At 32.8% G+C, this 26,537-nt stretch carries 25 protein-coding genes; 18 read left to right on the forward strand and 7 right to left on the reverse strand.

The window, feature by feature from the left end; genetic code table 11:
• Positions 1-6: 6 nt before the first annotated feature.
• Genes IEV63_RS05420 through IEV63_RS05435 form a run of 4 tightly spaced genes read right to left on the reverse strand, consistent with a single transcriptional unit; the run spans position 7 to position 3,951 of the window.
• A complete protein-coding gene (locus tag IEV63_RS05420; RefSeq protein WP_188405770.1) occupies positions 7-429 on the reverse strand; it encodes an LNS2 domain-containing protein in 423 nt (140 codons plus the stop codon).
• A gap of 10 nt (positions 430-439) precedes the next feature.
• Complete coding sequence (locus IEV63_RS05425; RefSeq protein WP_188405771.1) at positions 440-1,774, reverse strand: 4Fe-4S dicluster domain-containing protein; 1,335 nt, start codon at positions 1,772-1,774, stop codon at positions 440-442.
• Between the two features lie 5 nt (positions 1,775-1,779).
• On the reverse strand, positions 1,780-2,727 hold the full coding sequence (locus IEV63_RS05430) for an MlaD family protein (RefSeq protein ID WP_229737186.1): 948 nt from the start codon (positions 2,725-2,727) through the stop codon (positions 1,780-1,782).
• Positions 2,728-2,766: 39 nt separating this feature from the next.
• Entirely contained in the window at positions 2,767-3,951 is a 1,185-nt protein-coding gene (locus tag IEV63_RS05435; RefSeq protein ID WP_229737187.1) for an N-acetylmuramoyl-L-alanine amidase family protein, read from the reverse strand.
• Between the two features lie 66 nt (positions 3,952-4,017).
• On the opposite strand from IEV63_RS05435, the gene IEV63_RS05440 reads away from it, so the two are divergent.
• The 3 genes from IEV63_RS05440 to IEV63_RS05450 are packed head-to-tail and all read left to right on the forward strand — an operon-like array spanning position 4,018 to position 8,851.
• Complete coding sequence (locus tag IEV63_RS05440) at positions 4,018-6,726, forward strand: putative LPS assembly protein LptD (RefSeq protein ID WP_188405772.1); 2,709 nt, start codon at positions 4,018-4,020, stop codon at positions 6,724-6,726.
• A 6-nt stretch (positions 6,727-6,732) separates the two neighbouring features.
• The gene (locus IEV63_RS05445; protein WP_188405773.1) at positions 6,733-7,116 is read left to right on the forward strand and encodes a Rid family detoxifying hydrolase; all 384 of its coding nucleotides are present in this window, start codon (positions 6,733-6,735) and stop codon (positions 7,114-7,116) included.
• Between the two features lie 4 nt (positions 7,117-7,120).
• Positions 7,121-8,851: a sodium:solute symporter family protein gene (locus IEV63_RS05450; RefSeq protein WP_188405774.1), complete on the forward strand. Its 1,731-nt coding sequence runs from the start codon at positions 7,121-7,123 to the stop codon at positions 8,849-8,851.
• A gap of 30 nt (positions 8,852-8,881) precedes the next feature.
• On the opposite strand, the gene IEV63_RS05455 is transcribed toward IEV63_RS05450, so the two are convergent.
• The 3 genes from IEV63_RS05455 to IEV63_RS05465 are packed head-to-tail and all read right to left on the reverse strand — an operon-like array spanning position 8,882 to position 13,733.
• Positions 8,882-10,852, reverse strand: a complete 1,971-nt coding sequence (locus IEV63_RS05455; protein ID WP_188405775.1) for an OmpA family protein — start codon at positions 10,850-10,852, stop codon at positions 8,882-8,884.
• A 2-nt stretch (positions 10,853-10,854) separates the two neighbouring features.
• Complete coding sequence (locus tag IEV63_RS05460; protein ID WP_188405776.1) at positions 10,855-11,784, reverse strand: PorP/SprF family type IX secretion system membrane protein; 930 nt, start codon at positions 11,782-11,784, stop codon at positions 10,855-10,857.
• Positions 11,784-13,733 carry a choice-of-anchor L domain-containing protein gene (locus IEV63_RS05465; RefSeq protein WP_188405777.1) on the reverse strand — a complete coding sequence of 650 codons (1,950 nt, stop codon included), beginning with the start codon at positions 13,731-13,733 and terminating at the stop codon, positions 11,784-11,786. Before IEV63_RS05465 ends, IEV63_RS05460 begins: the two co-directional genes overlap by 1 nt.
• 373 nt (positions 13,734-14,106) lie before the next feature.
• On the opposite strand from IEV63_RS05465, the gene IEV63_RS05470 reads away from it, so the two are divergent.
• The 15 genes from IEV63_RS05470 to IEV63_RS05540 all read left to right on the forward strand — a co-directional run bounded on the left by IEV63_RS05470 (position 14,107) and on the right by IEV63_RS05540 (position 26,493).
• Complete coding sequence (locus IEV63_RS05470; protein ID WP_188405778.1) at positions 14,107-14,661, forward strand: ClpP family protease; 555 nt, start codon at positions 14,107-14,109, stop codon at positions 14,659-14,661.
• A 1-nt stretch (position 14,662) separates the two neighbouring features.
• Complete coding sequence (locus IEV63_RS05475) at positions 14,663-15,100, forward strand: GNAT family N-acetyltransferase (protein WP_188405779.1); 438 nt, start codon at positions 14,663-14,665, stop codon at positions 15,098-15,100.
• Positions 15,093-15,833 carry a M15 family metallopeptidase gene (locus IEV63_RS05480; RefSeq protein ID WP_188405780.1) on the forward strand — a complete coding sequence of 247 codons (741 nt, stop codon included), beginning with the start codon at positions 15,093-15,095 and terminating at the stop codon, positions 15,831-15,833. Before IEV63_RS05475 ends, IEV63_RS05480 begins: the two co-directional genes overlap by 8 nt.
• A 63-nt stretch (positions 15,834-15,896) precedes the next feature.
• Positions 15,897-17,411 (forward strand): 2,3-bisphosphoglycerate-independent phosphoglycerate mutase, encoded by a 1,515-nt coding sequence (gpmI, locus tag IEV63_RS05485; protein WP_188405781.1) that lies wholly within the window; start codon positions 15,897-15,899, stop codon positions 17,409-17,411.
• Positions 17,411-17,953 carry a TlpA family protein disulfide reductase gene (locus IEV63_RS05490; RefSeq protein ID WP_188405782.1) on the forward strand — a complete coding sequence of 181 codons (543 nt, stop codon included), beginning with the start codon at positions 17,411-17,413 and terminating at the stop codon, positions 17,951-17,953. The genes gpmI and IEV63_RS05490 overlap by 1 nt, the downstream gene beginning before the upstream one ends.
• A gap of 10 nt (positions 17,954-17,963) precedes the next feature.
• Positions 17,964-18,395 carry a BT0820 family HAD-type phosphatase gene (locus tag IEV63_RS05495; protein WP_188405783.1) on the forward strand — a complete coding sequence of 144 codons (432 nt, stop codon included), beginning with the start codon at positions 17,964-17,966 and terminating at the stop codon, positions 18,393-18,395.
• Positions 18,392-19,207: a type I methionyl aminopeptidase gene (gene map, locus IEV63_RS05500; RefSeq protein ID WP_188405784.1), complete on the forward strand. Its 816-nt coding sequence runs from the start codon at positions 18,392-18,394 to the stop codon at positions 19,205-19,207. Before IEV63_RS05495 ends, map begins: the two co-directional genes overlap by 4 nt.
• 133 nt (positions 19,208-19,340) lie before the next feature.
• On the forward strand, positions 19,341-20,240 hold the full coding sequence (locus tag IEV63_RS05505; RefSeq protein WP_188405824.1) for a MerR family transcriptional regulator: 900 nt from the start codon (positions 19,341-19,343) through the stop codon (positions 20,238-20,240).
• A gap of 1 nt (position 20,241) precedes the next feature.
• Positions 20,242-21,699, forward strand: coding sequence for a bifunctional phytoene desaturase/3,4-desaturase (gene crtID / locus IEV63_RS05510; protein ID WP_188405785.1), 1,458 nt, complete (start codon positions 20,242-20,244; stop codon positions 21,697-21,699).
• Positions 21,700-21,710: 11 nt separating this feature from the next.
• A complete protein-coding gene (locus IEV63_RS05515; RefSeq protein ID WP_188405786.1) occupies positions 21,711-22,550 on the forward strand; it encodes a phytoene/squalene synthase family protein in 840 nt (279 codons plus the stop codon).
• 18 nt (positions 22,551-22,568) lie between these two features.
• The gene (locus IEV63_RS05520) at positions 22,569-23,012 is read left to right on the forward strand and encodes a sterol desaturase family protein (protein ID WP_188405787.1); all 444 of its coding nucleotides are present in this window, start codon (positions 22,569-22,571) and stop codon (positions 23,010-23,012) included.
• A gap of 2 nt (positions 23,013-23,014) precedes the next feature.
• Positions 23,015-24,487, forward strand: a complete 1,473-nt coding sequence (crtD, locus tag IEV63_RS05525) for a 1-hydroxycarotenoid 3,4-desaturase CrtD (protein ID WP_188405788.1) — start codon at positions 23,015-23,017, stop codon at positions 24,485-24,487.
• A 1-nt stretch (position 24,488) separates the two neighbouring features.
• Positions 24,489-25,133, forward strand: coding sequence for a carotenoid biosynthesis protein (locus IEV63_RS05530; protein WP_188405789.1), 645 nt, complete (start codon positions 24,489-24,491; stop codon positions 25,131-25,133).
• Positions 25,120-26,274: a lycopene cyclase family protein gene (locus IEV63_RS05535; protein ID WP_188405790.1), complete on the forward strand. Its 1,155-nt coding sequence runs from the start codon at positions 25,120-25,122 to the stop codon at positions 26,272-26,274. The genes IEV63_RS05530 and IEV63_RS05535 overlap by 14 nt, the downstream gene beginning before the upstream one ends.
• Complete coding sequence (locus IEV63_RS05540) at positions 26,275-26,493, forward strand: DUF3820 family protein (RefSeq protein ID WP_188405791.1); 219 nt, start codon at positions 26,275-26,277, stop codon at positions 26,491-26,493.
• Positions 26,494-26,537 lie beyond the last annotated feature (44 nt).

Raw genomic sequence — 26,537 nt, forward strand, 5'->3', positions numbered from 1 at the left:
TTTATTTTATTCTTTAAACACTTCTATAGTTACATTTTTTTCGATTAAGTCTGTAAACTTACCTTTGTAGCGTGTTGCTCGTACTAAGTGGTTATCGATCCAGTGGTAATTTCCACCCCGTGGTTTACCCATTAATAGCGAATGGTATTTAAAGCCATTATCTGTAAGCCATTTTTCAGTAATTGCGCGATGATCTTCTGTTCTGGAAGTAAAAAAACAAATTCGGTGTCCTTTTTCAAACCATCTATTAACTGTCGCTAAAGCATCTGGAAAAGCTATGCAGGTTGCCATTCTTTCAGGTTCTTCATTAGGAACGTCTTCGGTAATGGTACCATCTATATCAATTAAATAATTTTTTACATCGTCTGGTAAAACTGGACTAATATATTCATCTCCAGCTTTTGCTTTTTTCAATAAATCATCACTCATAAACTTAGTTTTATACACCTTCTTCTGCCCATTTTAATCGGTCTTGCTGATTATATGGCCAAGGTGCAGCGTTATTTTCAATATTACTCATTGCATTATTTAATTCTGATGGAGCAGCACTTTGTTCCATAACCAAGTATTGACGCATGTCCATAATAATCGATAATGGATCAATACCAATTGGACAAGCTTCTACACAAGCATTACAAGTTGTACATGCCCAAAGCTCTTCTCGTGAAATATAATCGTCTAAGAGTTGCTTTCCATCGTCTTGAAACTCACCTTTGTTTTTATTTAAATTGAGTCCGACTTCTTCTAAACGATCACGGGTGTCCATCATTATTTTTCGAGGTGAAAGCTTTTTTCCTGTTTGATTTGCAGGACATTCTGATGTGCATCTTCCACATTCTGTACAGGTGTAAGAACTTAAAAGTTGAAACCAGTTTAAATCGGTTACATCTGAAGCGCCAAATTTTTCGGGTATTTCTTCAGCATCATCTTCAGCGAATTCTGCAAATGGGTCGGCATTGGGATCCATCATTAACTTCACTTCGTTGGTAACCGATGCTAAATTTTTAAATCTTCCCTTTTGCTCTAAATTGGAATAATACACATTTGGGAAAGCTAATAAAATGTGTAGATGTTTAGAATAGTATAAGTAATTCAAGAAAATTAAAATTCCTATAATATGAGCCCACCACGCACTGCGTTCTAGCACCACTAAAGATGGGTTGGACATATTTTCAATTAAAGGCAAAATAAATTGACTAATAGGATAAGCCCCTGCTTCTACGTAACCTTGGTATTCGTTAAGTTGCAATTGGTAATCGGCCGCATTCATGGTTAAAAACAAAAGCATCAACACAACTTCAAAATACAAAATGTAGTTGGCATCGTTTTTTGGCCAGCCTTTTAATTCTTTAGAAAGAAAACGCTTTATATTCATTACATTTCTTCTTATCCAAAAAATGATTACTGAAAGCAATACTAAAAAGGCTAAGATTTCGAAGCTACCGATTAAAAAATTATAAACTGGACCTAAAAATGAAAAAACACGGTGCGTGCCAGCGATTCCGTCGATAATAATTTCTAAAACTTCAATGTTTATAATTACGAATCCTACATACACAATAACATGAAGAAAACCTGCAATAGGACGCGTAAGCATTTTGGATTGGCCTAAAGCAACACGCATCATTTTTTTAAATCGCTCTTGTTTTTTATCTTTTCGTTCTACATCTTTTCCTAGTAAAATATTTCTTCTGAGTTGCTTCACATTTTTTACAAAAAAAAGGACGGCAGCGCTAAAGGCTAGCAAAAAAATTATTTGTGGTAAATACTGCATATTGTTTATTTTTTCTCTTCTGGTTTAGAATATTCTTTATCTTTTTTACCAAAAATAGAAAAATGCACATATCGCTTTGGATTCAGCTTCATATCTTCTAACAATTCTTCCAATTGTTTAGTAGATGCTTCTAAATTATTGTACAATTTTTCATCTTTTAGTAACTTACCCATATTACCTTCACCATTTTGAAGACCTTTTGCAAGCCCATTCAAATTTTCAAGTGTTTCAGAAAGATTTGCAATGCTTTCGCTGATGTTAGCATTTGCGAGTGTATCGGATATATTTACTAGATTTTCGGATGCTTTATTAAAATTGCTAAGTGTTTCAGAAAAATTAGTTTTATTATTTTTTAATAGCAGATTGGCTTCTTCTGAAGTATTTTTAAAAGAAACCAGTGCTTCATCTAAATGAGTAACTGAATTTTTTAACGAAGTCCTAGTTTCAGCATCAAAGATCTTATTAATTGATGTTAGCAGAGTATCTAAATCAACTAAAGTATTTTCCATTTTTTGCTGTAATGGAGCTAACTTATCATTAACCAATTCCATTAAGCCATCGTCTACTTGGCCAGGTAGTGTATCTCCAGATTTTGCGATTTCTTGGATATTGTAATCTGGAACTATAGCCATGGATTTACCTCCTATAAAATCGCCACCATAAATTTTAGCAATTGAATTTTTTGAAAAATTAAAATCGTTATTAATACTTAAAGTTACTACTATTTTTCCGCTTTCATTTAAAAAACGAATATTGGACACTGTACCAATGCGCAAGCCATTAATGGTAATTTCGGAAGATTGGCTTAAACCTTCTACATCGTCGTAAACTACATAAAATGTTCTAGATTGTTCAAAAAGGTTTTCTCCTTTTAAGTAGTTGTACCCAAAAATAACCAGCAATACTGCTGTAATACCTAGAAGTCCAACTTTAAATTCGTTTGTAATTTTCAAAATAATCGATTTATTAATTTGCTAATTTATGAATCTTATTTAGTTCATTTTTGATTTTAAAGCTTTACTTAACGAAATTTTTTCACCTAGTGCATTGTCGTATGCCACAATAAATGCAGATGTAAAACCTTTTTTCTTTACATGCTCTAAATTATCTTCAGCTTCTATATAATCTAATGTAGATTTATAGTAATATCTGTAAAAACGACCGTCGTATTCGCGCGTAAGGTTTTCTAATCCTTTAAAATTTTGTGGAGTCGGATCTAATTTACTGGAGCCTGCTGCTACTTGCACTTTAAAAACAATACCATCTTCTACCTGAACATCTTCAACATTTTCTTTTTGTTCTTGTTTAATTTTGCTTACTTCTTCTGTGATGTCAATAATATTTATATTTTCTTTATATTGTATTACTGCATCAACAATTTGTTTAGCTAACTGGTATTTTCCACTTTCTGATTTTAAGTAATCCGCATCGACTTTATTTGTTATAAAGCCTAGTTCTACTAATATGCTTGGCATGTAAGTTTCTCTTAACACCAAAAAGTTATCTTGTCTAACACCTCTATCTTTTTGCTTTAATTTTTGAATTACATTATTTTGTACGTAGCTAGCTAATAAGATACTTTGATCTAAGTATTCTTCTTGCATAAGCATATATGTTAAAATAGATTCAGGTGAATTAGAATTGTAATTACTATAAGTTACTTCGTAATCTTCTTCTAAGTAAATTGCCGAATTTTCTCGCATTGCGGTGTTTAAATTATCTTTGGTACGGGCTATACCAAATACAAAGGTTTCAAAACCACGTGGATTTACACTACTAACCCCATTACAATGTATAGAAACAAATAAGTCGGCCTTACTTTTATTTGCAATGTCTGCTCTTCTTTTTAAGCCAATAAACTCGTCGGTAGTTCGGGTATATAGAACTTCAACATCATCTCTTTTGGCTAACAAAGCACCAATTTTTAAGGTAGTAGACAACGCAACATCTTTTTCTTGCAAGCGATTGCCAATGGTTCCAGGATCTTTCCCACCGTGTCCTGCATCTAAAACTACTTTTATTTTATTGGAATAATCTTGTGCGTAGCAAGTTTCTTTTTGTAATACAAGCAAGCTTATAAACATACTAAAAGCCAGCCATTTTATTGCATTCATATTAAAAATAGACAAAGACATAAAGATAGGATTAGATATAATTTGCATTTTTAGTTTAGACATATAAAATTATATGTAATTTTGGCAATTCAATTTTGAACAATAAATTCAAAAATAGCACAATTCATCTTGCGAACAAATATACTTTATATACTTTATATATTTGGCTTGTTTTTTACTCAATTTGCTTTTTCGCAAGAAGAAGAAAAGGTTGACTTAAATAAACTTTTTCAAAAAGATTCTACTTTAAACATCGATCCATCGTTTCAACCTGCTTATGGAATCATACAAGACAGTATAGTTAAGGACTCTATACCCGAAAAAAAGAGCATGATTAGCGATATTGTAAAATCTTATGCCAAAGATTACAAACGCGTGGCACGTAAAGAAAATAAAATGTACTTGTACAATGAAGCCAAAATTGAATATGAAGATATGGTTATTGAAGCAGGCGAAATTGTATTAGATAACACAACCAGCGAAGTTATAGCGCGTGGCATATCAGATTCTACAGGATACAAACAGCTGCCTGTTTTTAAGCAAGGTACAGACGAAATTAACCCAGACTCTTTACGTTATAACTTTAACACAGGAAAAGCCCTGGTTTACAATTCGAGAACTCAACAAGGTGGGTTTACCGTACGTGGACCGGTTTCAAAACGAGAAAACGATTCTGTATTTTTTATTAAGAATGCGAAATTTACTACAGATGATGATGTAGACAATGCTGATTATTACTTTAAAGCAAACCGAATTAAATTTGTACCCAATAAAAAAATTGTAACCGGTTTAGTGCAAATGTATATTGTAGACGTGCCTATGCCGCTTGCTTTGCCTTTTGGTTATTTTCCAATGGTAGATAAGGCTACATCTGGCTTTGTTTTACCCTCGTTTGGAGATAATCGTCAACGCGGATTTTTTTTAATGAATGGTGGTTATTACTTCGCCATTAATGATTATGTAGATTTATCAGTATTAGGAGACTATTACACCAACGGTAGTTGGGCTACACGAATTGATTCTGACTATAACTTAAGATATAAATTTAATGGAACAGTCAGTTTTAGGTATGAAAATCTGCTTCTAGAAGAACGCGGATTTCCAGACTTTTCTGAACAAGTAATTTACAACTTTAGATGGAACCACCAGCAAGATGCTAAAGCCAATCCCAATAGTCGATTTTCTGCTTCTGTAAATATAGGAAGTAGTCGTTTTTTTAGAGAATCGGTAAACCAGGCCAATCAAGGAAATTTTTTGAATAACACTATGAATTCATCTATTTCTTACAACAAAACCATCGCTGCTGGACCAGGTATGAATTTAAACCTTACCGCAACTCATAGTCAAAATACCAATACGCAAGAAATTAACATGACCTTGCCTACCCTGCAATTCAGTATTAATCGTGTGTATCCTTTTGAACCTAAAACTGGTACTAAAAAAGGAATAATTCACAATATCAATTTACAGTATAACTTACGTGGAGAAAATAGAATTAGAACCACAGACGAGCGTTTTTTAACATCTGGAATGTTTAATGACCTAAACGCAGGAATGCGGCATAGCATACCTATTAACACGAACTTTAAGGTTTTTGATAACTTTAGTGTTAGTCTTAATGCCAATTACGATGAAACTTGGGTAATGCAAACTTACGAGAAACGATTTGACGAACAAACTCAAGAAGTTGTTACCGATACCATACAAGGTTTCGATTCGTACAGGACTTATAATTTTTCAACAAGTGTGGGTACTACGGTTTATGGAATGTTTCCTTTTGGAGAAAATGCAAAAATCAATGCAGTTCGGCATGTCATGCGACCGAGTATTAGTTACAATATAAATCCTGCTTTCGATCAATTTTACGATCAATTTACACGAACAGGCCTAGGCGCTAACGAAGATGAAATTATTGAATATTCTCGATTTGAAGGAAGTTTATTTGGTGCGCCAGGAAATCGATTTTCAAGTAGTATGAATTTTTCACTAGCTAACGATTTTGAAGCAAAAGTCCGAAACGACGACTCAACAGCTACTGGAGATGACCGATTTAAAAAAATTAAGTTGCTAAATAACTTCGCCTTAAGTACAAGCTATAATTTTGCAGCCGATTCGCTTAAATTTTCACCGATTGCACTTCGTGGAAATATTCCTATTGTAACCGATAAATTCAATATAAATTTAATTGCAGCTCTCGATCCTTATGCTTTAGATAACAACAACAGGAGGATAGATAAATGGAATATTGATAATGGTGGAAGTTTATTTAGATTAACTAATGCTAACGTGAGTTTTAGTTACTCTTTATCCGACAAAACTTTTGCCAAAGAAGAAGATGAAGAAGATGAAGAAGAGCCCGACCCGCTAAATGATGACACCTTTAGCAGCGGTGGACGTCCAGATGATTTATTTGGTAACGGGCAAATGATGAATGACCCCAGGTCTCAAAGGAGGCAACAAGATAAAAAACCAAAAGAAGACGAAAACGAATACTACAATTACAAAATTCCTTGGAATTTAAATCTATCGTATACCATGACCTATGGAAACCAAACAAGACAAAACCAAATTACATCACACTCCGTAATGTTTTCTGGCGATATTGAGCTTTCCCCGCAATGGAAAGTTGGAGTTTCGTCTGGTTACGACTTGGCTAATCGTGGTTTTACTTTTACTCAACTACGATTTAACCGAGATTTAGGCAGTTGGAACATGAGCTTAAATTGGACGCCTATTGGTCCAAGAGAATCTTGGTTTTTCTTTATAGGAATTAAAGCCAATATGTTGCGCGATTTAAAATTTGATAGAAACCGAGAACCAAACCGAAGACTTAACTAAAAATAGATGAAAAAAAATATTACTACCGAAAAAGCACCTCAACCCATTGGTCCGTATAACCAAGCTATTGTTTTCAACAATATGGTTTTTACATCAGGACAAATTGCTATTAATTTAGAAACTGGAAACTTAATTAAAGCTAGTATTGAAGAAGAAACCATCTTAGTTATGGAACATTTATCTGAAATACTACAAGCTGCAAATTCTAATTTTGAAAATGTAATAAAGGTAAGCATATTTGTGAAAGATATGCAAGATTTTGATGCTATTAATGCTGTATATGCAGCATATTTTGAAGACATGTTGGCGCCTGCAAGAGAAACTGTACAAGTTGTCCAACTTCCTAAAAATGCAAATGTTGAAATAAGTATGATTGCTGCTGTAAACTAAACCTATGCAACTCGAGCTATTAGATTGGTCGCTTATAATTGGATTCTTTGTAATTAGCCTTGGTATTGGCATATTTGCTGCCAAACAGAGTGGTAAAAACAGTGAAAACTTTTTTTTATCGGGTAGAAACATGCCCTGGTGGTTGCTTGGTATTTCGATGGTGGCTACAACTTTTGCAGCAGACACACCAGGATTAGTTGCTGGAATAGTTCGTGAAGATGGTGTAGCAGGAAACTGGATTTGGTGGTCTTTTTTACTCACCGGAATGCTGACTGTCTTTTTTTATGCCAAATTATGGCGAAAAACGAATATAACTACTGATTTAGAATTTTATGAATTACGATATTCGGGAAAAAGCGCGGCATTTTTAAGAGGATTTAGAGCCCTATATTTAGGGGTGATTTTCAACATTATTATCATGGCAACGGTTTGCCTAGCAGCTATAAAAATAGGTCATGTAATTTTCGATTTTTCTGCTTTACAATCCTTACTTATTGCTTGTAGTGTTACCTTAGTGTATTCAACTTTGGGCGGCTTAAAAGGAGTTTTATTAACCGATTTTGTACAGTTTATTATTGCAATGACAGGCAGTATTTGGGCCACAATTTATTTGGTTAATCTACCTGAAGTAAATGGAATAGAAAATCTGATTTCTCATCCATTAGTAGAAAGTAAAACTTCATTTTTTCCTGATTTTAGCGAACCTCAATTATTTGTGCCTTTGCTCGTAATTCCTTTGGCTGTTCAATGGTGGAGTGTTTGGTATCCTGGAGCAGAACCTGGTGGTGGTGGATATATTGTACAACGTATGTTGGCAGCTAAAAATCAAAATCACGCTACTAAAGCTACTCTGTTTTTTACAATTTTTCATTACGCAGTTCGTCCTTGGCCATGGATAATTATGGGTTTAGCATCTATTATTCTCTTTCCAGATTTAAACAGTTTAGCAAAAGCCTTTCCGCATTTAGATGAAAGTTTCGTTAAAAATGATTTAGCCTATGCCGCAATGCTAAAATACTTACAGCCTGGTTTACTGGGTTTGGTAGTAACTTCTCTAATTGCTGCATTTATGAGCACTATTTCTACTCACTTAAATTGGGGAAGCAGCTATGTAGTAAACGATTTTTACACCCGTTTTATAGCACCGAAAGCAAGTGCTAAAAAACAAGTGTTAATAGGAAGACTTAGTACAGTATTAATGATGGTTGCAGCTGCTCTACTTGCTTTAATTTTAGAAGAAGCCAAAAAAGCATTCGATTTGCTTTTGCAAATTGGAGCCGGTACAGGCTTGTTATTTATATTAAGGTGGTATTGGAAACGCATTAATCCATACAGTGAAATTACAGCGATGTTAGTTTCTTTTGTAATTGCTTTGGTTTTTTTCTTAGATGAAACATATGAGTGGGAATTGTTTCACTTTTTAGCTTATCAAAAATTAATTATTGGTGTAGTTTTAACTACAATTGCCTGGGTTAGCGTAAGCTTCCTTACTTCTCCAGTAAATGCATCTAAGCAAAAAGACTTTAATACTAAAGTTTTTGGTAATGTTTCTAAATTTGAAAACTTCGGCACAAAAACACTCTGCTTCTTTGCAGGTGTTATTGGTGTATATGGTATTTTATTTGCTTCTGGTTTTTTTATATACCAAGACTTAATTTATGGTATAATTTGTAGTATAGTAGCAATCTTCTGTTTTTATTATATTCATTTGAAATGGAAAATAATTGTTCGTTAACTCAATTTAAACCAATTTTGGCATTATACTTTATTTGTCTTTTATTTCTGTAATAATAAATTCACTTCTACGGTTTTGTTGATGCTCTTTTTCTGAACAATCTACATCATCTTTACAGTGATTAACTATTTTTGATTCCCCATAGCCTTTGGCTGTTATTCTATTTTCACTAATTCCATTTTTAATAATCCACTCTTTTGTAGATTGGGCTCTATTTTGAGAAAGTTTTTGATTATAGCTTTTACTGGCCCGACTATCGGTATGCGAACCAATTTCAATAGAAACATCTGGGTAACTTTTTAAAACACTTACAATTTTAGCTAATTCTATTGCAGCATCAGGTCGAATAACATATTCATCTAAATCAAAATATATCTTTTCAATTTCAATGATTTTACCAATATCCTTTCCCAATGCTACTGCTTTCATTCGCTTGGCTAAAGGAACAATTAAGGTGTCTTTTTGTAATAATACAGATTTTGAAATAGGTATTTCTTTTACTTCATAATTTTCTTTTATAAAACGCAAATACATTTTAGCAACATCTTTGTTTTCAGATAAGCTTACATTTCCATTTACATCGGTAGAATCTAGTTTTATTTTTTGATAAGATGAATTGTAAATTTCAAACTTTACTTTGGCTAAATTCTCTCCATTTTCTTCATCAATTACACGTATTTCTTTAATTAATAAATCATCAAAATTAGGCAAATAACGCTGTTTGATGCGGTAAATATTATCACGTTTGTATTTTCCTACACTGCGATTTGTTGAAAAGAAACCGGTTAAGCTAGAATCGATAATTAAAGCAAAGTCGTCGAACTTGGAGTTTATGCCTGCACCCAAATTGGTAATTTTAGGAAAGGATTGGTCGGGTTGTTTTTCGGCTGCAAATAAATCTAAGCCACCCAAGCCCAAATGTAAATTAGATGCAAAGTATAAGATATTGTTGTATGCCATAAAAGGAAAACTTTCTGTTCCACTTGTGTTTACAGGTTTCCCAAGGTTTTCTGGCTCTCCAAACAAATCCTTTTCTAATAGTTTAACGCGCCAGATATCGGCTTTACCAAAACCACCTGGGCGGTCGGAAGCAAAATATAAATAATCTTCATCTGGACTCAGTGTTGGGTGTGCAGTATTAAATTCGTTGCTGTTAAAAGGTAATTCTTCTATATTTTGCCATGTACCATCTACAAAGGAAGCTTTATAAATCTTTAAAATTTGTTGTCCTTCAATATTAGTAGACCTTTCATTATTAATAAAAGCATTTCTTGTAAAAAACACAGTTTTAGCATCTTTTGTAAAACAAGTTGAAGACTCGTGATAGACCTGCGTATTAAGCTGGTTGGTAAACTTTTTAACTTGGCTTAATTCTTTAGTACGCTTATCCATTTCTGCAACATACAATTGGGTAAAAGGAGAATCGTCCCATTGGTGTCGATTTTTTTTAAAATTACCTGTATCTCGAGCCGATGTAAATACTATTTTATTTTGATAATAACTCGGTGCATAATCCATTTCTAAGGAGTTAATAGCTGTTACACCAATGCTATAATCTTCACTTTTAGCTTCAATTTTTTGTAAATAATCTAATGTGTAATCTTCCTGTGCTAATTCGTCTGGAAATTTAGCTTTAAATTGTTTTAGTAAACTATTAGCTTCATTGTACCGATTAACCGATTTTAAACTGTGCAAATATCGTAGGTAATGTTCTTCATGTAAAGTATTTGGGTAACGCCTAAATAAAAGTTTGTATTTAGGGTAAGCGCTCCTATAATCACCTTGAAAAAAATAAGCATCGGCGGTTTTTTTCAAAATTTGCTCGCTAGTAACTCCATTTTGTATTAATGTTTTATAAATGGCAACTACATCTACATAAGCTTTATTTTGATTATGCTTTTCTGCTTTTTCTTCATACCATTTCTGAGCAACAAGCGGTTGGAATGGTACAAAAATCAACCAAAAAACAAAAAACAAAAATGATATACTTCGTTGCTGCATAATTAGAAAAATCGGGGTGAAATTAATTTGCTTTTTCGGTTAAATAATTCGAAACGAATAAATAATTCGTGACTTCCTGAATGGTATTGTTGTAAAGAAGTAGTTTCTATATCGTATGCATAACCTATGAAGCATTTTTGATTGACTTGAAATCCAGCTAAAAAGCTAGCCGAAGCATCCCAACGCCAAGCTGCTCCTAAAGTAAATTTTTCATAAAATAAAAAATTTGCACTTAAATCTATTTGCAATGGCGAACCCTCTTGAAGCTTTAAAAAGCTAGCTGGCTTGAATTTTGTGAAGGGAAAAATATCGAACACATAACCACCATAAAAATAAGCGGTAGGTCTGTAAACAGAGATAGCTGTAAACGAATTACTATCTAAATTACTACGTTGCAGTATAGCTGGAACAGATAAACCCATAAAGCTTTTTTCTGAATGCAAAAATAAACCAGCTCCTATATTAGGATTAAATTCGCTATTAAAATTAGATAAAAGCGGATCGTTTGCTTGCTGTGGATTTAATCGGTTATTACTTATATTAAAAATATTAGCATTAAAACGCAATCCGAATGATAGCCTAAATTTTTTGCTGATTTGAATCCAATAAGAAACATCTACAGATGCATTGGTTTCATCGATTGGACCAATACTTTCTGACAAAAAATTAAGTCCGAAACCTAGTTTTGAATTCTGAATAGGTGTATGTGCAGAAAAAAGGTAGGTTTCAGGCGCATTATCAAAACCAAGCCACTGCGACCTGTGCATGGCAAACAAACTCAAAGCTCCGCGATTTCCAGCAAAAGCAGGGTTTATACTTTGGTTGTTATACATGTATTGAGAAAACTGTGCATCTTGCTGAGCAATTGCTCGGTTAGTTACTACAAAGCAAATAAAAATTGAGACTAGCAAAATGTTTTTGTGCTTCAACATCAATTTTCCCTTTTAATAAACAGTGTTCCTTTTTCTGTGATTTTTTCTTCTTGGTTGGTGTATTGAATAATGTAAAAATATACTCCAGAAGGTAAACCTTCATCGCTGTTGTAAATTGCCCTTGCAGAAGAATTTCCTGTAAAAACAACATCTTGATTATCGTACGATTTTGCACTAAATACTTCTACTCCCCAGCGGTTAAAAATTTTAACTGTATTATCTGGATAACAAGCTATTCCTTCAATTACAAAAACATCGTTAATGCCATCGTTGTTAGGAGTTATGGTATTAAATATACTTACATCGCAAGGTGGTATAGGTACTTCAGTAGGATTATTTTCAATAAAAAATTCGTTATCAGACAAATCAGTAATTTCTTCATCTAACAAGGTATAACCAATTGCCGTTGCTTGATTAATAACTTTCCCAATAGCAAAATCGGACAATTGCACATTATATTCTGCAGAAAAATTTGTTTCATTTTCTTCTTCCACGAGTAGCGTAATTGGCTCTCCAAAAAGACGCAAGCCTGGTAAATTGTCTTCAATACGTACCGAAAACAAATCTACGTTTCCCGTGTTTTTAATATTGAAGTTATATTGAATTAAACTTCCTAAGTTTAGGTTTTCTTCATTAAATGAAGCTTCTTTTATTAGTGATAATTCAGGATTTTGGGGTAATAAAACCACGTTACAATCAGGGCAATTTGAATTGTAAAAAGGGTGATTTTCGTCTAAAACATTCGAATTATCTGAAAGCCTTGAGAAATCAAATTCAGCATATGCATAATTAATTGAAGCGGTATTATATAAAGCCCCACGATTTATATCATCTTGAGTTATAAAATAAGGAAGTTCGAAACTAAAACTTTCATTTGGTGCAAGAATTAAGTCTGCCAAGCCTTCTATTTCATAATTTTCAAAGAAATTGTCTATAAAAACAAATTCATTTAAATTAACAAATCCGTTATTAATGATTTCAAAAACATAACGTACTTCATCTCCTACTTGTGCTTCATTTTCATCTCCCAAATAAATCCCTTGTTTTGTAAAGCTCAATTCTGGTTCAACCAAAGGAGCGCGGATAGGCTTAAAAAAAACTCCAGAATCATAAATTGAATCTGCTGTGTCTGCCAATGCAATTTTAACTTGATAAGTTTCACCAGGCAAAAGATTTATGGCGGTAGATTCTATTAAAGTGGTTAACCCGTTAAACTCAACATCTACAAGAAAAGGTCCAGGCTGATTTAAAGGATTTTCTTCTCCAGTATTTAAATGACCATTATTAATATACAATTCTGTTTGATTTAAATCTACATTTGCTTCACTCGAACCAAAAAATCCTAAAACTCCACCGTTTACAAAATTTACTGCTGTTGGGTTTCCGCTAGTTGGTATTTTAGCTATGTTTTCAGCACCTTCAATTCCAGGACCTTCAATAAATATTGCAAAAACATCATTATAAATACTACCAACAAAATCAGGATACTCTTCTGAAGCAAATTGGTAAGAAAAGACTATAGAGTTACTTAAATTCCCAAGACTTACATCAAATTGAAAAAGCACAACATCAAAAGTAGCACTTTCTTCGATAGACTGTAAATCTTCATCTTCGTAGAAAATATTATTAGTTGAACTAGAATTACTACTAGCATTTACTTGAGACAATTCTGTATTTACATCTCCCGTAGAAAAATAGACCCCACTATCCATAAGAAAATTTGGGTTTATAAAATCTTGTTCAAAAAGAGCTATTTGAGACTCTGGATTACCAGATAAAATAACAAGGTTAGAAATTTGTAAGTTTTCACCTTCTAAAGCTTCAATTAAATTAGTTAAAGTTGGATTTGTAGTATAATCGATTTGAGCAAATGTTGCTAATTGAAAAAAGAAGAATCCACACAAAAGCAAATACTTTTTATAAGAAGATTTTTTACTAAATAGAAACATTTACAAGTATTAAATTGCTAAATATACATAATTTAAAAGAAGCTTTCAACTCTTACAGTCCTTATAAGTATAGAACACCTAAAAGGTATTGGAAAGAAAATTAAAAGAAAATACCAGCTAATGAAATGCATTGAAAGAATGCATCTATCTATAAAAGTTGATTTTTAAGAGCGGGAGAACGGGTTCGAACTGATAACATTCAGCTTGGAAGGCTGGCTCTAAGAATTGAGCTACACCAGCATTTTAGTTTACAAATTTAGATTATGTAAAATATGAGCAACTAAAAGTTTTTGTTAATTGTAAAGCCATCTAAACTTGAAATCCTTAATAAAATGTAACTTTACAGCCAATAATTTCAAATAAATAATTCAAAATGAGTTCAAAAAAAGGAAAGGTAGAAGATTTAATTGAACAAAAATTTTTAGAAAATAGAACAATATTTTTAAACGGACAAGTAGATGGCAAATCTGCTAAACACGTAATTGACCGCTTGTTGTATTTAGACATGGACAATCACGATGAAATTAAATTTTACATCAATAGTCCAGGCGGTTACGTTACAGATGGTTTTGCAATTTACGATACCATGCAAGCCATAAAAAGTCCTGTAAGCACAATTTGTAGTGGTCTAGCCGCTTCTATGGGTTCTATTTTACTCTCTGCTGGCAGCAAAGGTAGGCGTTTTATACAGCCATTGGCCAAAGTTATGATTCACCAACCCATGGGTGGTGCTCAAGGTCAGGCTTCCAATATTGAAATTCAAGCAAAAGAAATTTTAAAAACCAAAGAACTTAGTGCAAAAATACTTGCCGAAAATTGCGGGCAAGATTTTGACAAAGTAATGGCCGATTTTAAACGTGATTATTGGATGGACGCTGAAGAGTCGATAGCTTATGGTATTGTAGACGGGCATTTTAAGGATATGTAACATGTTTATTCGGCAAGTTTCTGTTACAGATATCATTCCGATTCGGCACCAAGTATTACGTCAAGGCAAAGCAATTGAATCATCTTATTTTACAGGAGACACATCCAAAAACACCTTCCATTTAGGTGTTTTTTTAAACCATGAATTAGCTGGAATTTGTAGCCTTGTTAATCAGGAAAAAACTATAAATGCTAAGCTTTACACATATCAATTAAGGGGTATGGCTGTATTAGACAAATTTCAAGGAAAAAAAGTAGGCACTTCGCTAATGCATTTTATTCCTGACTTTTTAAAGTCAAAATCCAATAGTAACTTATGGTGTAATGCAAGAACCAGTGCAGTTTTGTTTTACGAAAAATTTAATTTTGTAAAACAGGGCGATGTTTTTGAAATTCCAGATGTGGGTCCACACCAATTGATGCATATTACCTATGAATAGAAGAACATTTGTTGAATACCTTGGTTTTTCGTTTGTCATGTTAAATTCCTTATCGAGTTTAGCTTCTGTTTTTAAAACTAATGAAAAAGATTTCTTAATAGGAAAAAGCAAAACTTCGATTTTTAAAAAAACAGGAACACATTTTCTAGAAAAAGAAACAGCATTGCAGTTTCAATTAATGCAAAATGCCGCTCTACAGGATGGTATTGAAATTGAAATAGCTTCCGCTTTTAGAAGTTTTTCAAGACAAAAGAAAATTTTTGAAAGCAAGTTTGAAGCGCTTCAAAAAGAAAACAAAACAGCTCTTGAAGCCATTCAGCAAATTATTCGCTATTCATCCATACCAGGTACATCTCGCCATCATTGGGGTACGGAAATTGATATTATTCAGAAAATAGATAAGAATTTATATAAAGGCGATGTACTATCAACTTCACATTTTAGCAAAGGGGGAGCTTTCTACAATTTGCATTTATGGATGCAAAAAAATGCAGCTTCATTTGGGTTTTACTTAAGTTACACCGATGCAAAAGATAGAACTGGTTTTTTGTATGAGCCATGGCATTATTCGTATTTACCAAGTTCTAAAAAATATTTAAAAGCCTATCTTCAATACAATATGCAAGACCTTATTCAAACTGAAAAAGTAAAAGGTTTTCAAGCCTTAGATAGAGAATTTTTCAACAATTATTTTACCAAATATATATTAGGAATTAACCCGATTTTAAAGTAAAACTAGCAAACAAGTTATGCTAAACCACAAGAATGCTTATTTTAGCAAAAACAAACAAAAAACATGGGTAAAAAAGTAATCTTAACTATTTTAGATGGCTGGGGAATTTCTCCAAATCGACAAATTTCTGCAGTAGACCAAGCCAAAACGCCTACCATGGACGGATTGTACAAAACCTATCCGTATGCGACTTTACGAACTGACGGCCTGCATGTTGGCTTACCGGAAGGCCAAATGGGAAACAGCGAAGTAGGACACATGAATTTAGGTGCCGGCAGAATTGTTTATCAAGATTTGGTGAAAATTAATATGGCTGTAGAAAAAGATACTTTAAAAAATGAACCTGTTTTAAAACAAGCCTTTCAATATGCTAAAGAAAATGATAAATCTATTCATTTTTTAGGCTTAGTGAGTGATGGTGGTGTGCACTCACACACTAAACATGTAGAAGGCTTGGTAAAAGCTGCAGAAGATTATGGTGTTTCGAAAAAATATGTGCATGCTTTTACCGATGGTAGAGATGTAGACCCAAATTCTGCCAAAAGTTTTATAGAAGAATTGCTCCCTATCTTAAAAGAAAACAATGCTAAATTAGCTACAATTATTGGTAGATATTTTGCAATGGATCGAGATAAACGCTGGGAACGTGTTAGCAAAGCCTACCAATTACTGGTTCATGGTAAAGGAGAAGCCAGCGAAAATGCAATTGCTGCAATACAAAAAAGCTATGATCAAAATATAACCGATGAGTTTATTGAGCCTATTGTATTAACAGAAAAAAATCAAGCTATTGCTAAAATTAAAAATGGCGATGTGGTTATCTTTTTTAATTTTAGAACCGACCGTGGAAGACAACTCACTCAAGCTTTAAGTCAACAAGATTTTCCAGATTTTAACATGGAAAAACTAAACTTACATTATGTAACTATGACAAAGTATGACGATACTTTTAAAGGAATAGATGTGGTTTACAAAAAAGATAATATTAAAGACACCCTAGGCGAGGTGCTCGAAAAAAATAGTAAAACCCAATTAAGAGCCGCAGAAACTGAAAAATACCCACATGTAACCTTCTTTTTTTCAGGTGGACGTGAAGATGCATTTAAAGGTGAAAAACGAATTATGGTAAACTCACCTAAAGTAGCTACTTACGATTTACAACCCGAAATGAGTGCATTTGAATTGAAGGATAAACTACTTGCAGAAATTGAGAATAAATCTAGCGACTTTATGTGTATTAATTTTGCTAATCCTGATATGGTAGGACATACCGGTGTTTTTGAAGCAGCTGTAAAAGCCTGTGAAACTGTAGATGAATGCTTAGGCGAATTAGTAAAAAAAGCCGAAGAAAACAATTATAGCATGATTGTAATTGCCGATCATGGCAATTCTGAAACTATGTTAAATCCAGATGGAAGTGCAAATACAGCCCACACGACCAACCCAGTCCCCATTATTTTAATCGACCCAGAAATTAAACAAATTAAAAATGGTATTTTAGGAGATATTGCTCCTACGATCTTAAAATTAATGGACGTAAAACAACCTGAACTAATGACTCAAAAACCACTTGTATAATGCAAATTGTAAAAATATACAGCTTAATTATTTTAAGCTCTTTAAGCCTATTTTTGGAGACTTATCCTTCAGAATATTTAAATTCGATTGACCAAGAAGATATATTAATTGGAGATTTAGAAATTAGTGAAATTGAAAATTTTAATTGGTTCCAAAAAAATTACAAATCCTATAGTCCTAAAAAAGAAACTATAGATGCTATACATAAACAACTCCAACAAAAAGATATACGTATTGAAATTTATTTTGGAACTTGGTGTTCAGATAGCCAAATTGAAGTGCCAAGCATAATAAAATTAATGGAGTTAGTTAATTTTGATACATCAAAAATTAGATTAATCGGTGTAAATCGAGACAAAGTGGTTCCTAATGTAGATGAAGCAAAAGCTAAACAATTAAATGTACAAATGGTTCCAACCTTTATTATTTACAAAAATGGAAAAGAATTAAATCGCTATGTAGAATTTGCTCAAGAAAGTTTAGAACAAGATTTACTTTCCATTTTAAAAGAAGAAGGTTATAAACATAGTTATAAATTTTAAGTAAAGTATTATGATTTCAAGTTCTAAGCCCACTTTAGCTGTAGATTTTGACGGCACCATTGTTGAAAGTAAGTATCCAAAAATAGGTAAGCCTATGCTTTTTGCTTTCGAAACTTTACAAAAACTCCAAAATGAAGGTTTTCCTTTAATTCTTTGGACGTACAGATGTGGCGATCGCTTAACAGAAGCTGTTGAATTCTGTAAAGACCATGGAATTGAATTTTATGCAGTAAACAAAAGTTACCCAGAAGAAGATTTTGACGAAAGTATTAGCCGAAAAATAGCAGCCGATGTGTTTATAGACGATAGAAGTATCGGTGGCTTTATTGGTTGGGGAAATGTATATAAGGAATTGATAGGCGAAAATTTAAGCCCAGTAAAAATTCCAAAAAAAGAAAGTGGACTTAAAAAATTATTGAAAAAACTGAAGCTAAGTAAATGATTATAACAAAAAATCAAGAAGAAATTGAACTTATGCGCGAAAGCGCATTAATTGTATCTAAAACTTTAGGTATGCTGGCTAAAGAAATAAAGCCCGGTGTTACCACCCTTGAATTAGACAAAAAAGCTGAAGAATTTATACGAGACCATAAGGCCATTCCTGGTTTTTTAGGATTGTACGACTTCCCCAATACTTTATGTGTAAGTCCTAATGCACAAGTTGTTCATGGAGTACCAAACAAAAAACCATTGCAAGAAGGAGAAATAATTTCGGTAGATTGTGGAGCCATTAAAAATGGGTTTTATGGTGATCATGCCTATACTTTTGCAGTTGGTGAAGTATCTAACGACATTAAGAAATTGCTAGAAGTAACAAAAGAATCTTTATATAAAGGAATCAAACAGTTTAAACTAGGAAATCGTGTTGGCGATGTTGGTTTTGCTATTCAAAAGCATGCAGAAAAACATGGCTATGGAGTAGTACGAGAATTAGTAGGCCATGGTCTAGGTAAAAAAATGCACGAAGATCCAGAAATGCCAAATTACGGAAAACGGGGTCGAGGCAAAAAATTTATCGATGGTATGGTGGTGGCAATCGAACCTATGATTAATATGGGAAGCAAACGCATAAAGCAACTTCCCGACGGCTGGACAATACTCACATCGGATGGCCTACCTTCTGCGCATTTTGAACACGATGTAGCTTTGGTGAATGGAAAGCCAGAATTATTATCTACCTTTCATTACATTTATGAAGCACTTGGCATAACCAGCAATGAAGAAGATGAATTTAGAGTAAGTAGCACTAATTAATCGAAACTTAAGATAACAAATACAAGATAAAAACTACATTAAAGATCATTTATTCATTTTGTTTAATTTTTAACTTCATTTTTTGAACAAGAATACTAAAAATGAAATATTTTTGGTTTTGTTAAACGAAGACATGGAAAATATTAAACAAAATTTCAGCATTAAAGATTTAGAAACCCTAAGTGGTATAAAAGCGCATACCATACGCATGTGGGAAAAACGCTATGGGGTGTTGCAACCCCAGCGAACAGACACCAATATTAGGACCTATGGTGTTAATGGTCTCCAAAAAATCTTAAACATTGCGTTTCTAAATGAAAATGGTTATAAAATCTCGCGGATTTCTAAAATGAGCGAAGATGAAATATCCGAATTAGTGCAGCGCATTACAACCAGTAAGAGCAATACAAATCGTGCGGTAAAGTCGCTTAAAGTAGCGATGATGAATTTTGACCAACCTTTGTTTTTAAGAACTTACGATGGTTTATTGCAAAACCTAACCTTTAGAGACATTTACAACCAAGTTTTTATTCCTTTGCTTCAAGAAATTGGTATTTTATGGCAAGCAGGTACTATAACTCCCGCACACGAACAATTTATTTCTTCGTTAATTAAACAAAAATTATTCATTAATATTGAAATGCTACAAAAAGAACAACCTAATAAAAAAGATAAGGTTTTTGTACTTTTTCTCCCTAATGAAGAAATACACGATATTGGCTTGTTTTATGCTAATTACGAAATACTTTTGCATGGTTATAAAGTAATATTTTTAGGACAGAGTTTACCTATGGAAGATTTAGATTATCTTTCAAAATTGTTTGATAATACTGTTTTTGTAAGTTATCTTACCGTTAAACCTGAAAATGTAGAAGAATATATACATAAATTTACAAACCAAATTTGCACATCAGAATGTTGCGAATATTGGCTATTAGGACGTAAAGCACTAGAATTAATTGATAATAAAGTTAAATTACCCGAACGTGTTCGCGCCTTTAGAAATATTAATGAATTAACATTGAATTTATAGAATGCATAAAAAAATATCCATCATTGGCTCCGGCTTCTCTTCGCTTTCAGCTGCATGTTATTTAGCTAAAGCAGGACATCAAGTTGAAGTTTTTGAAAAAAATGAAAGCATTGGCGGTAGAGCTAGGCAGTTTAAAGCCGAAGGTTTTACTTTCGATATGGGACCATCCTGGTATTGGATGCCAGATGTTTTTGAACGATTTTTTAAAGATTTTGGACATCAGGTTTCAGACTTTTATCAATTAGAAAAACTAAACCCAGCATACTCCGTCTATTTCGGAAAAAATGATAAAATTGATATTGAAGACTCCTTAGAAAAAATTGCCAAAGTTTTTGAAGCCGAAGAAGAAAAAGCATCCATAAAGCTTAAAAAATTCATGGAAGAAGCAGCTGAAAATTACGACATTGCAATAAAAGACTTAGTTTATAAACCCGGAGTTTCTCCATTAGAATTAGTGAACTGGAAAACAGCCACAAAAATAGACCAGTTTTTTGGAAACATTTCTAACGATGTTGATAAAGGTTTTCAAAATGAAAGATTACGACAAATTTTAAAGTTTCCTGTGTTGTTTCTAGGAGCAAAACCAAGTGACACACCTTCCTTTTATAATTTCATGAATCATGCTGATTTTGGTTTGGGCACATGGCACCCTGAAGGTGGAATGTATCAAGTAGTTGCGGCTATGGAAAAATTAGCCAATTCGCTTGGTGTTCAATTTCATACCAAGGCTAATGTAGAAAGCATAAAAGTTGAAAACAATCAAGTTAAAGGTATTGTTTGCAACGAAAAATTTATCGAGTCGCATGTTGTGCTAAGCGGAGCCGATTACCATCACACCGAAACATTATTAGAAGAAAAGCATCGCCAATATTCAGAAAATTATTGGAAAAAGAAAACTTTTGCACCTTCTTCACTTTTATTTTATTTAGGTTTAGATAAAAAGCTAACTAATGTTAACCACCACAATTTATTTTTTGATGTGGATTTCGATAAGCATGCAGAAGAAATATATTCAGACCCAAAATGGCCAAGTGAGCCATTATTCTACGCTAACTTTACATCCTTAACCGACCCATCTACAGCACCAGAAGGCTGCGAAAATGCATTTTTCTTAGTGCCTATTGCTCCAGGGCTTCAAGACACTCCCGAATTAAGAGAACAATATTTTGATATTGTAATAGCTCGATTTGAAGAACTTACTGGAGAAAATATAAAAAATAATATTACTTTTAAAAGAACTTTTTGTGTAGACGATTTTAAAAACGACTATAATTCCTACGGAGGAAATGCATACGGTATGGCAAATACCTTATTGCAAACAGCGTTTTTAAGACCTAAACTTAAGAGTAAAAAAGTAAACAATTTATTCTTTACAGGCCAATTAACCGTACCAGGACCTGGCGTTCCACCAGCGCTTATTTCTGGAAAATTGGTTTCAGAATTAATTGAAAAAAACTAAAAAAAATTGCTATGAAATCAATATTTGACCAAGTTGCCAGAGATTGTAGTAAGAAAGTTACCCAATCCTACAGTACATCTTTCTCTATTGCAACCAAACTATTGGCACCATCGATACGCCAAGATATATACAACATATATGGTTTTGTGCGTTTTGCAGATGAAATTGTTGACACATTCCACGATTTTAATAAAGAAGACTTATTAAATGAATTTGAAGAAGAACTTTATAAAGCGCTAGAACGCAAAATTAGTTTAAACCCTATTTTAAATTCATTTCAAGAAACAGTACACAAATACAATATTCCTAAAAATTTGTATGACGCATTTTTAAGAAGCATGCGTAAAGATTTATCTAAATCTACTTATAAAACACAAGAAGAATATGAAGATTATATCTATGGAAGCGCAGATGTTGTTGGTTTAATGTGCTTAAAAGTCTTTGTAAAAGGCGACGATGAAATGTATGAGCGGCTTAAGCAAGATGCTATGAAATTGGGTTCTGCCTTTCAGAAAGTGAATTTTTTACGCGATTTAAAAGCCGATTTCGAAGAGTTAAGCCGTTCTTATTTTCCTAATGCAAACTTAGAGCAGCTAGATGAAGCTACCAAAAAAGAAATTATAGACGAAATTGAAGCAGATTTTAAAGCCGGTTTACGTGGTATAAGTCAACTTCCTGTAGAAGCAAAACTTGGTGTATATACTGCATACATTTACTATTTAAAACTATTGCACAAATTAAAACAGACTCCATCTTTAGAAATAAAAAACACACGTATTAGTGTTCCTAATTATACTAAAGCTAGTTTATTAGCAAAATCTTTTATTTCCTGTAGATTAAATTTAATTTAATTACAAAACCTATTATTTATGAATTTAGCCTTATCAATTTTATTGTTCTTGCTCACCTTTGCAGGCATGGAATTTATGGCATGGTTTACCCATAAATACGTAATGCACGGATTTTTATGGGTATTGCACAAAGATCATCATCGTAAAGACCATAATTCTTGGTGGGAACGCAACGACTTGTTTTTTGTATTTTATGCTGCTATAAGTATGTTTTTATTTATGACAGATTATGTAGCTTTTGGCAATGCCATTGGTGCTGGCATTGCCGCTTATGGAGCTACTTACTTTTTAGTGCATGATATATTTATACATCAGCGATTTAAAATGTTTAAAAAAGCCAATCACTGGTATGCAAAAGCAATTCGGAGAGCACACAAAATTCACCATAAACACCTTGGTAAAGATAAGGGAGAATGTTATGGAATGTTGGTACCACCAATGCGCTTCTTCAAACAAAAATAAATATGAAACAACAGCGTGCCTTAGTAATTGGCGCTGGAATTGCAGGTTTAGCCACAGCCTTAAGACTACGCCATAAAGATTATGAAGTAGAAGTTTTTGAAGCTAGTCCGCATACCGGTGGAAAATTACATGCCATACAACAAGATGGATACCGATTTGATTTAGGCCCTTCTTTATTTACAATGCCACATTTTATAGACGAACTATTTGAATTGTATGGTGCAAATGCAAAAGATTATTTTAATTATAAGAAGAAAAAAAGAGTTTGTAACTATTTTTGGGAAGACGGTACACAGTTTCAAGCAGATGCTTCTGTTGAAGATTTTATAAACAAAGCCGCTAAAAAATTTGGTGAGCCAGAAGCTACTATCCAGCAATACTTAAAAAGAAATAGAGAAAAATACGATTTAACTGCGAATTTATTTTTAGAAAAGTCACTCCATCAAGCCAAAACATATTTTTCAGTTGAAACCCTAAAAGCTATTTCACAGCTGTACAAATTAAATTTATCTGAAAGTTTAAATTCTGTAAATAAAACATATTTTAAAAATCCGAAATTAATACAACTTTTTAATCGCTTTGCTACCTATAATGGTTCATCGCCATATAAAACACCAGGCATTATGTCTATGATTCCACATTTGGAAATGCATTATGGCACATTTTATCCCAAAGGTGGAATGCATGAAATTTCACAAAGCTTAACCCGATTTGCAAAAGAAAAAGGTATAAAGTTTCATTTGAATACCAAAGTACATAAAATATTAAGTCAGGCTTCAAAAGTAACCGGGATTGAAACTGAAAAAGGCAAAGTAGAAGCCGATTTGGTAATTTCCAATATGGATGTTTTCAACAGTTATCAAAACTTACTAAAAGAAGCTAAAAAACCCCAAAAAACACTTCAACAAGAACGCTCGAGTTCAGCACTCATATTTTACTGGGGAATTAAAAAAGAATTTTCAGAATTGGATTTACATAACATCTTATTTTCTGAAGATTATCAAACTGAATTCGATTATCTTTTTAACAAAAAAGAAATGTATAAAGATCCGACAGTGTATATTAATATTACTTCAAAAGAAACGCCAAGCGACGCGCCCAAAGGAGCTGAAAATTGGTTTGTAATGGTTAATGCACCAGCCAACTATAATCAAGACTGGGAACAAATAAAGCAAGATGCTAAAATGGCTATACTTCAAAAAATTCAGCTATGCTTAGGAGTCGATATTTCGAGTTACATAGAAACTGAATATTGCTGGACACCAGTTGATATTGAAAAAGAAACCAGTTCGCATCGAGGTTCGCTTTATGGTGCTTCGAGCAACAGCAAATGGGCAGCATTTCTTAGGCATCCAAATTTTTCTTCGCAATTTAAAAATCTCTATTTTTGCGGTGGTTCGGTACATCCTGGTGGAGGCATTCCTTTGTGTTTGCTATCTGCTAAAATTGTAGCCGATTTAATTCCAGAAATATAGCATGAAAAAAATTACAGAAAAAGCGCACTCCTACTCCATTGCAGCTGGAGTTTTATGGCTCTTCCATATCAGCGGAATTATTGGTATAAGCCTTGGCTATCTAGATTGGTTTGCCAGCCGAACTAGTTTAAACTTAGTTATTTTAAGTTTAGCTTTATTTATATTTTTTCCTGTCAACAAATTAAAATCAATTCTTGTTTTTATAAGCCTTGCCTTTTTAGGTATTTTAGTGGAATATTTGGGTGTAAATTATGGTCTCTTTTTTGGAGAATATGCTTACGGCGAAAATATGGGACCTAAGGTCGGTGGTGTTCCATGGCTAATTGGATTAAACTGGGCTTTACTTACCTTAGTAACAGGAGCAATGGCAAATTATTTAGCAGAACACTGGTTTTTAAAAGCGCTTTTAGGAACTTTTTTAATGTTGCTTCTTGATATTTTTATGGAAGCATCTGCTCCAGTTTTCGATTTTTGGGAGTTTAAAGGTGGCTATGCTCCTATTGATAATTATATTGCTTGGGGTATTGTTGCGTTTATAATGCACTTAATTTTTAATGCATTTAAATTAAAAGGTAACTTATTTATTAGTTTACATTTATTTTTTGTTCAATTAGTGTTTTTTATTTATTTCTATGTCTATTTCTAAATTTAATATAGCCATAGTTGGTGGAGGTGTTTCAGGATTACACCTAGCTCTTGCTTTAAACCAAGATAGCTACTTTAAAGATTATAGCATTGTTTTATTTGAGAAGTCGCCTAAAAATGAAAACGACAAAACTTGGTCATTTTGGGAAGAAGGAAATGGAAATTGGGATAAATTGATTTCAAAACAATGGAAAACTGCAAAAATATTTGCACAAAATAAAGAAGTCAATTTAACATTAGCTCCTTACACCTACAAAATGCTCAGGTCTATTGATTTTTATAATTATGCCTACACAGCGTTAAGTAGAGCAAAGCACATTAAAATTATTTATGAAGAAATAATAGATCTAAAAGAAAAATCTAATTCGGTTAACATACAAACTGCTTCGGTTGAATACGAAGCGGACTTGGTTTTTAACAGTAAATTACCCAATTTTGAAGAGCTTCAAAAAGAAGCAGATTACACTTTATTACAACATTTTAAAGGTTGGTTTATAGAAACTAAAGAAGATGTTTTTAATCCTGATGAATTTAGCATGATGGATTATCGTTTTAAAGATCGTAATTCAACAAGTTTTATGTATGTTTTACCCACCCATACAAATAAAGCTTTGGTTGAATTTACTTACTTTACCCCAGAGCTTGTTAGCAAATCTCATTACGATTCATTTTTAAAAAAATACATTCAACAGCATCTAAAAGTAAAAGATTTCAAAATTTTAGAACAAGAGTATGGCATTATTCCTATGACAACTTACCCCTTTGCTAAAAATAATACAAAAAACATCATACATATTGGTACAGCTGGTGGTTGGGTTAAAGCTTCTTCTGGATATTCTTTTAAAATTGCTGAAAAAAAAGCAAATCAAATCACGCTTAATTTAAAACAAAACTTACCAGCTACACAGTACCTTTTTCAAAAAAAATATTCGCATTACGATTCCTTATTTTTAGATGTGCTCTACCATAACAATTCCTTAGGAGAGAAAGTGTTTTATAAATTATATGCTAAAAACAAGACCAAAACACTACTTCGCTTTTTAGATGAAGAGTCTTCCTTTACAGAAGACTTAAGCATTATATCTTCATTAACTTCATTTAAATTCATAAGAGCTTTTTTTAAGCATATCAGTAAATTTTAAATGAAACTCAATTCAAAACATCTTGAAGAACTAGCGCATGCTAAGATGCACTTTGGAAAATATAAAAGTTATTATTTAAGCGACATACCAGAATATTATTTAATTTGGTATAAGCAAAAAGGATTTCCAAAAAATAAACTAGGCCAACAAATGCAAGAAGTACTCGAATTAAAAGTAAATGGATTAGAAGATATTCTTAGAAAAATTAGAAGAAAATAAGCTTCAACTTATTTCAAAAGAAATTTATAATTAGCTTTGTTTAA

It is taken from the genome of Psychroflexus salis (assembly GCF_014640175.1).
In the GTDB taxonomy this organism is placed as follows: domain Bacteria; phylum Bacteroidota; class Bacteroidia; order Flavobacteriales; family Flavobacteriaceae; genus Psychroflexus; species Psychroflexus salis.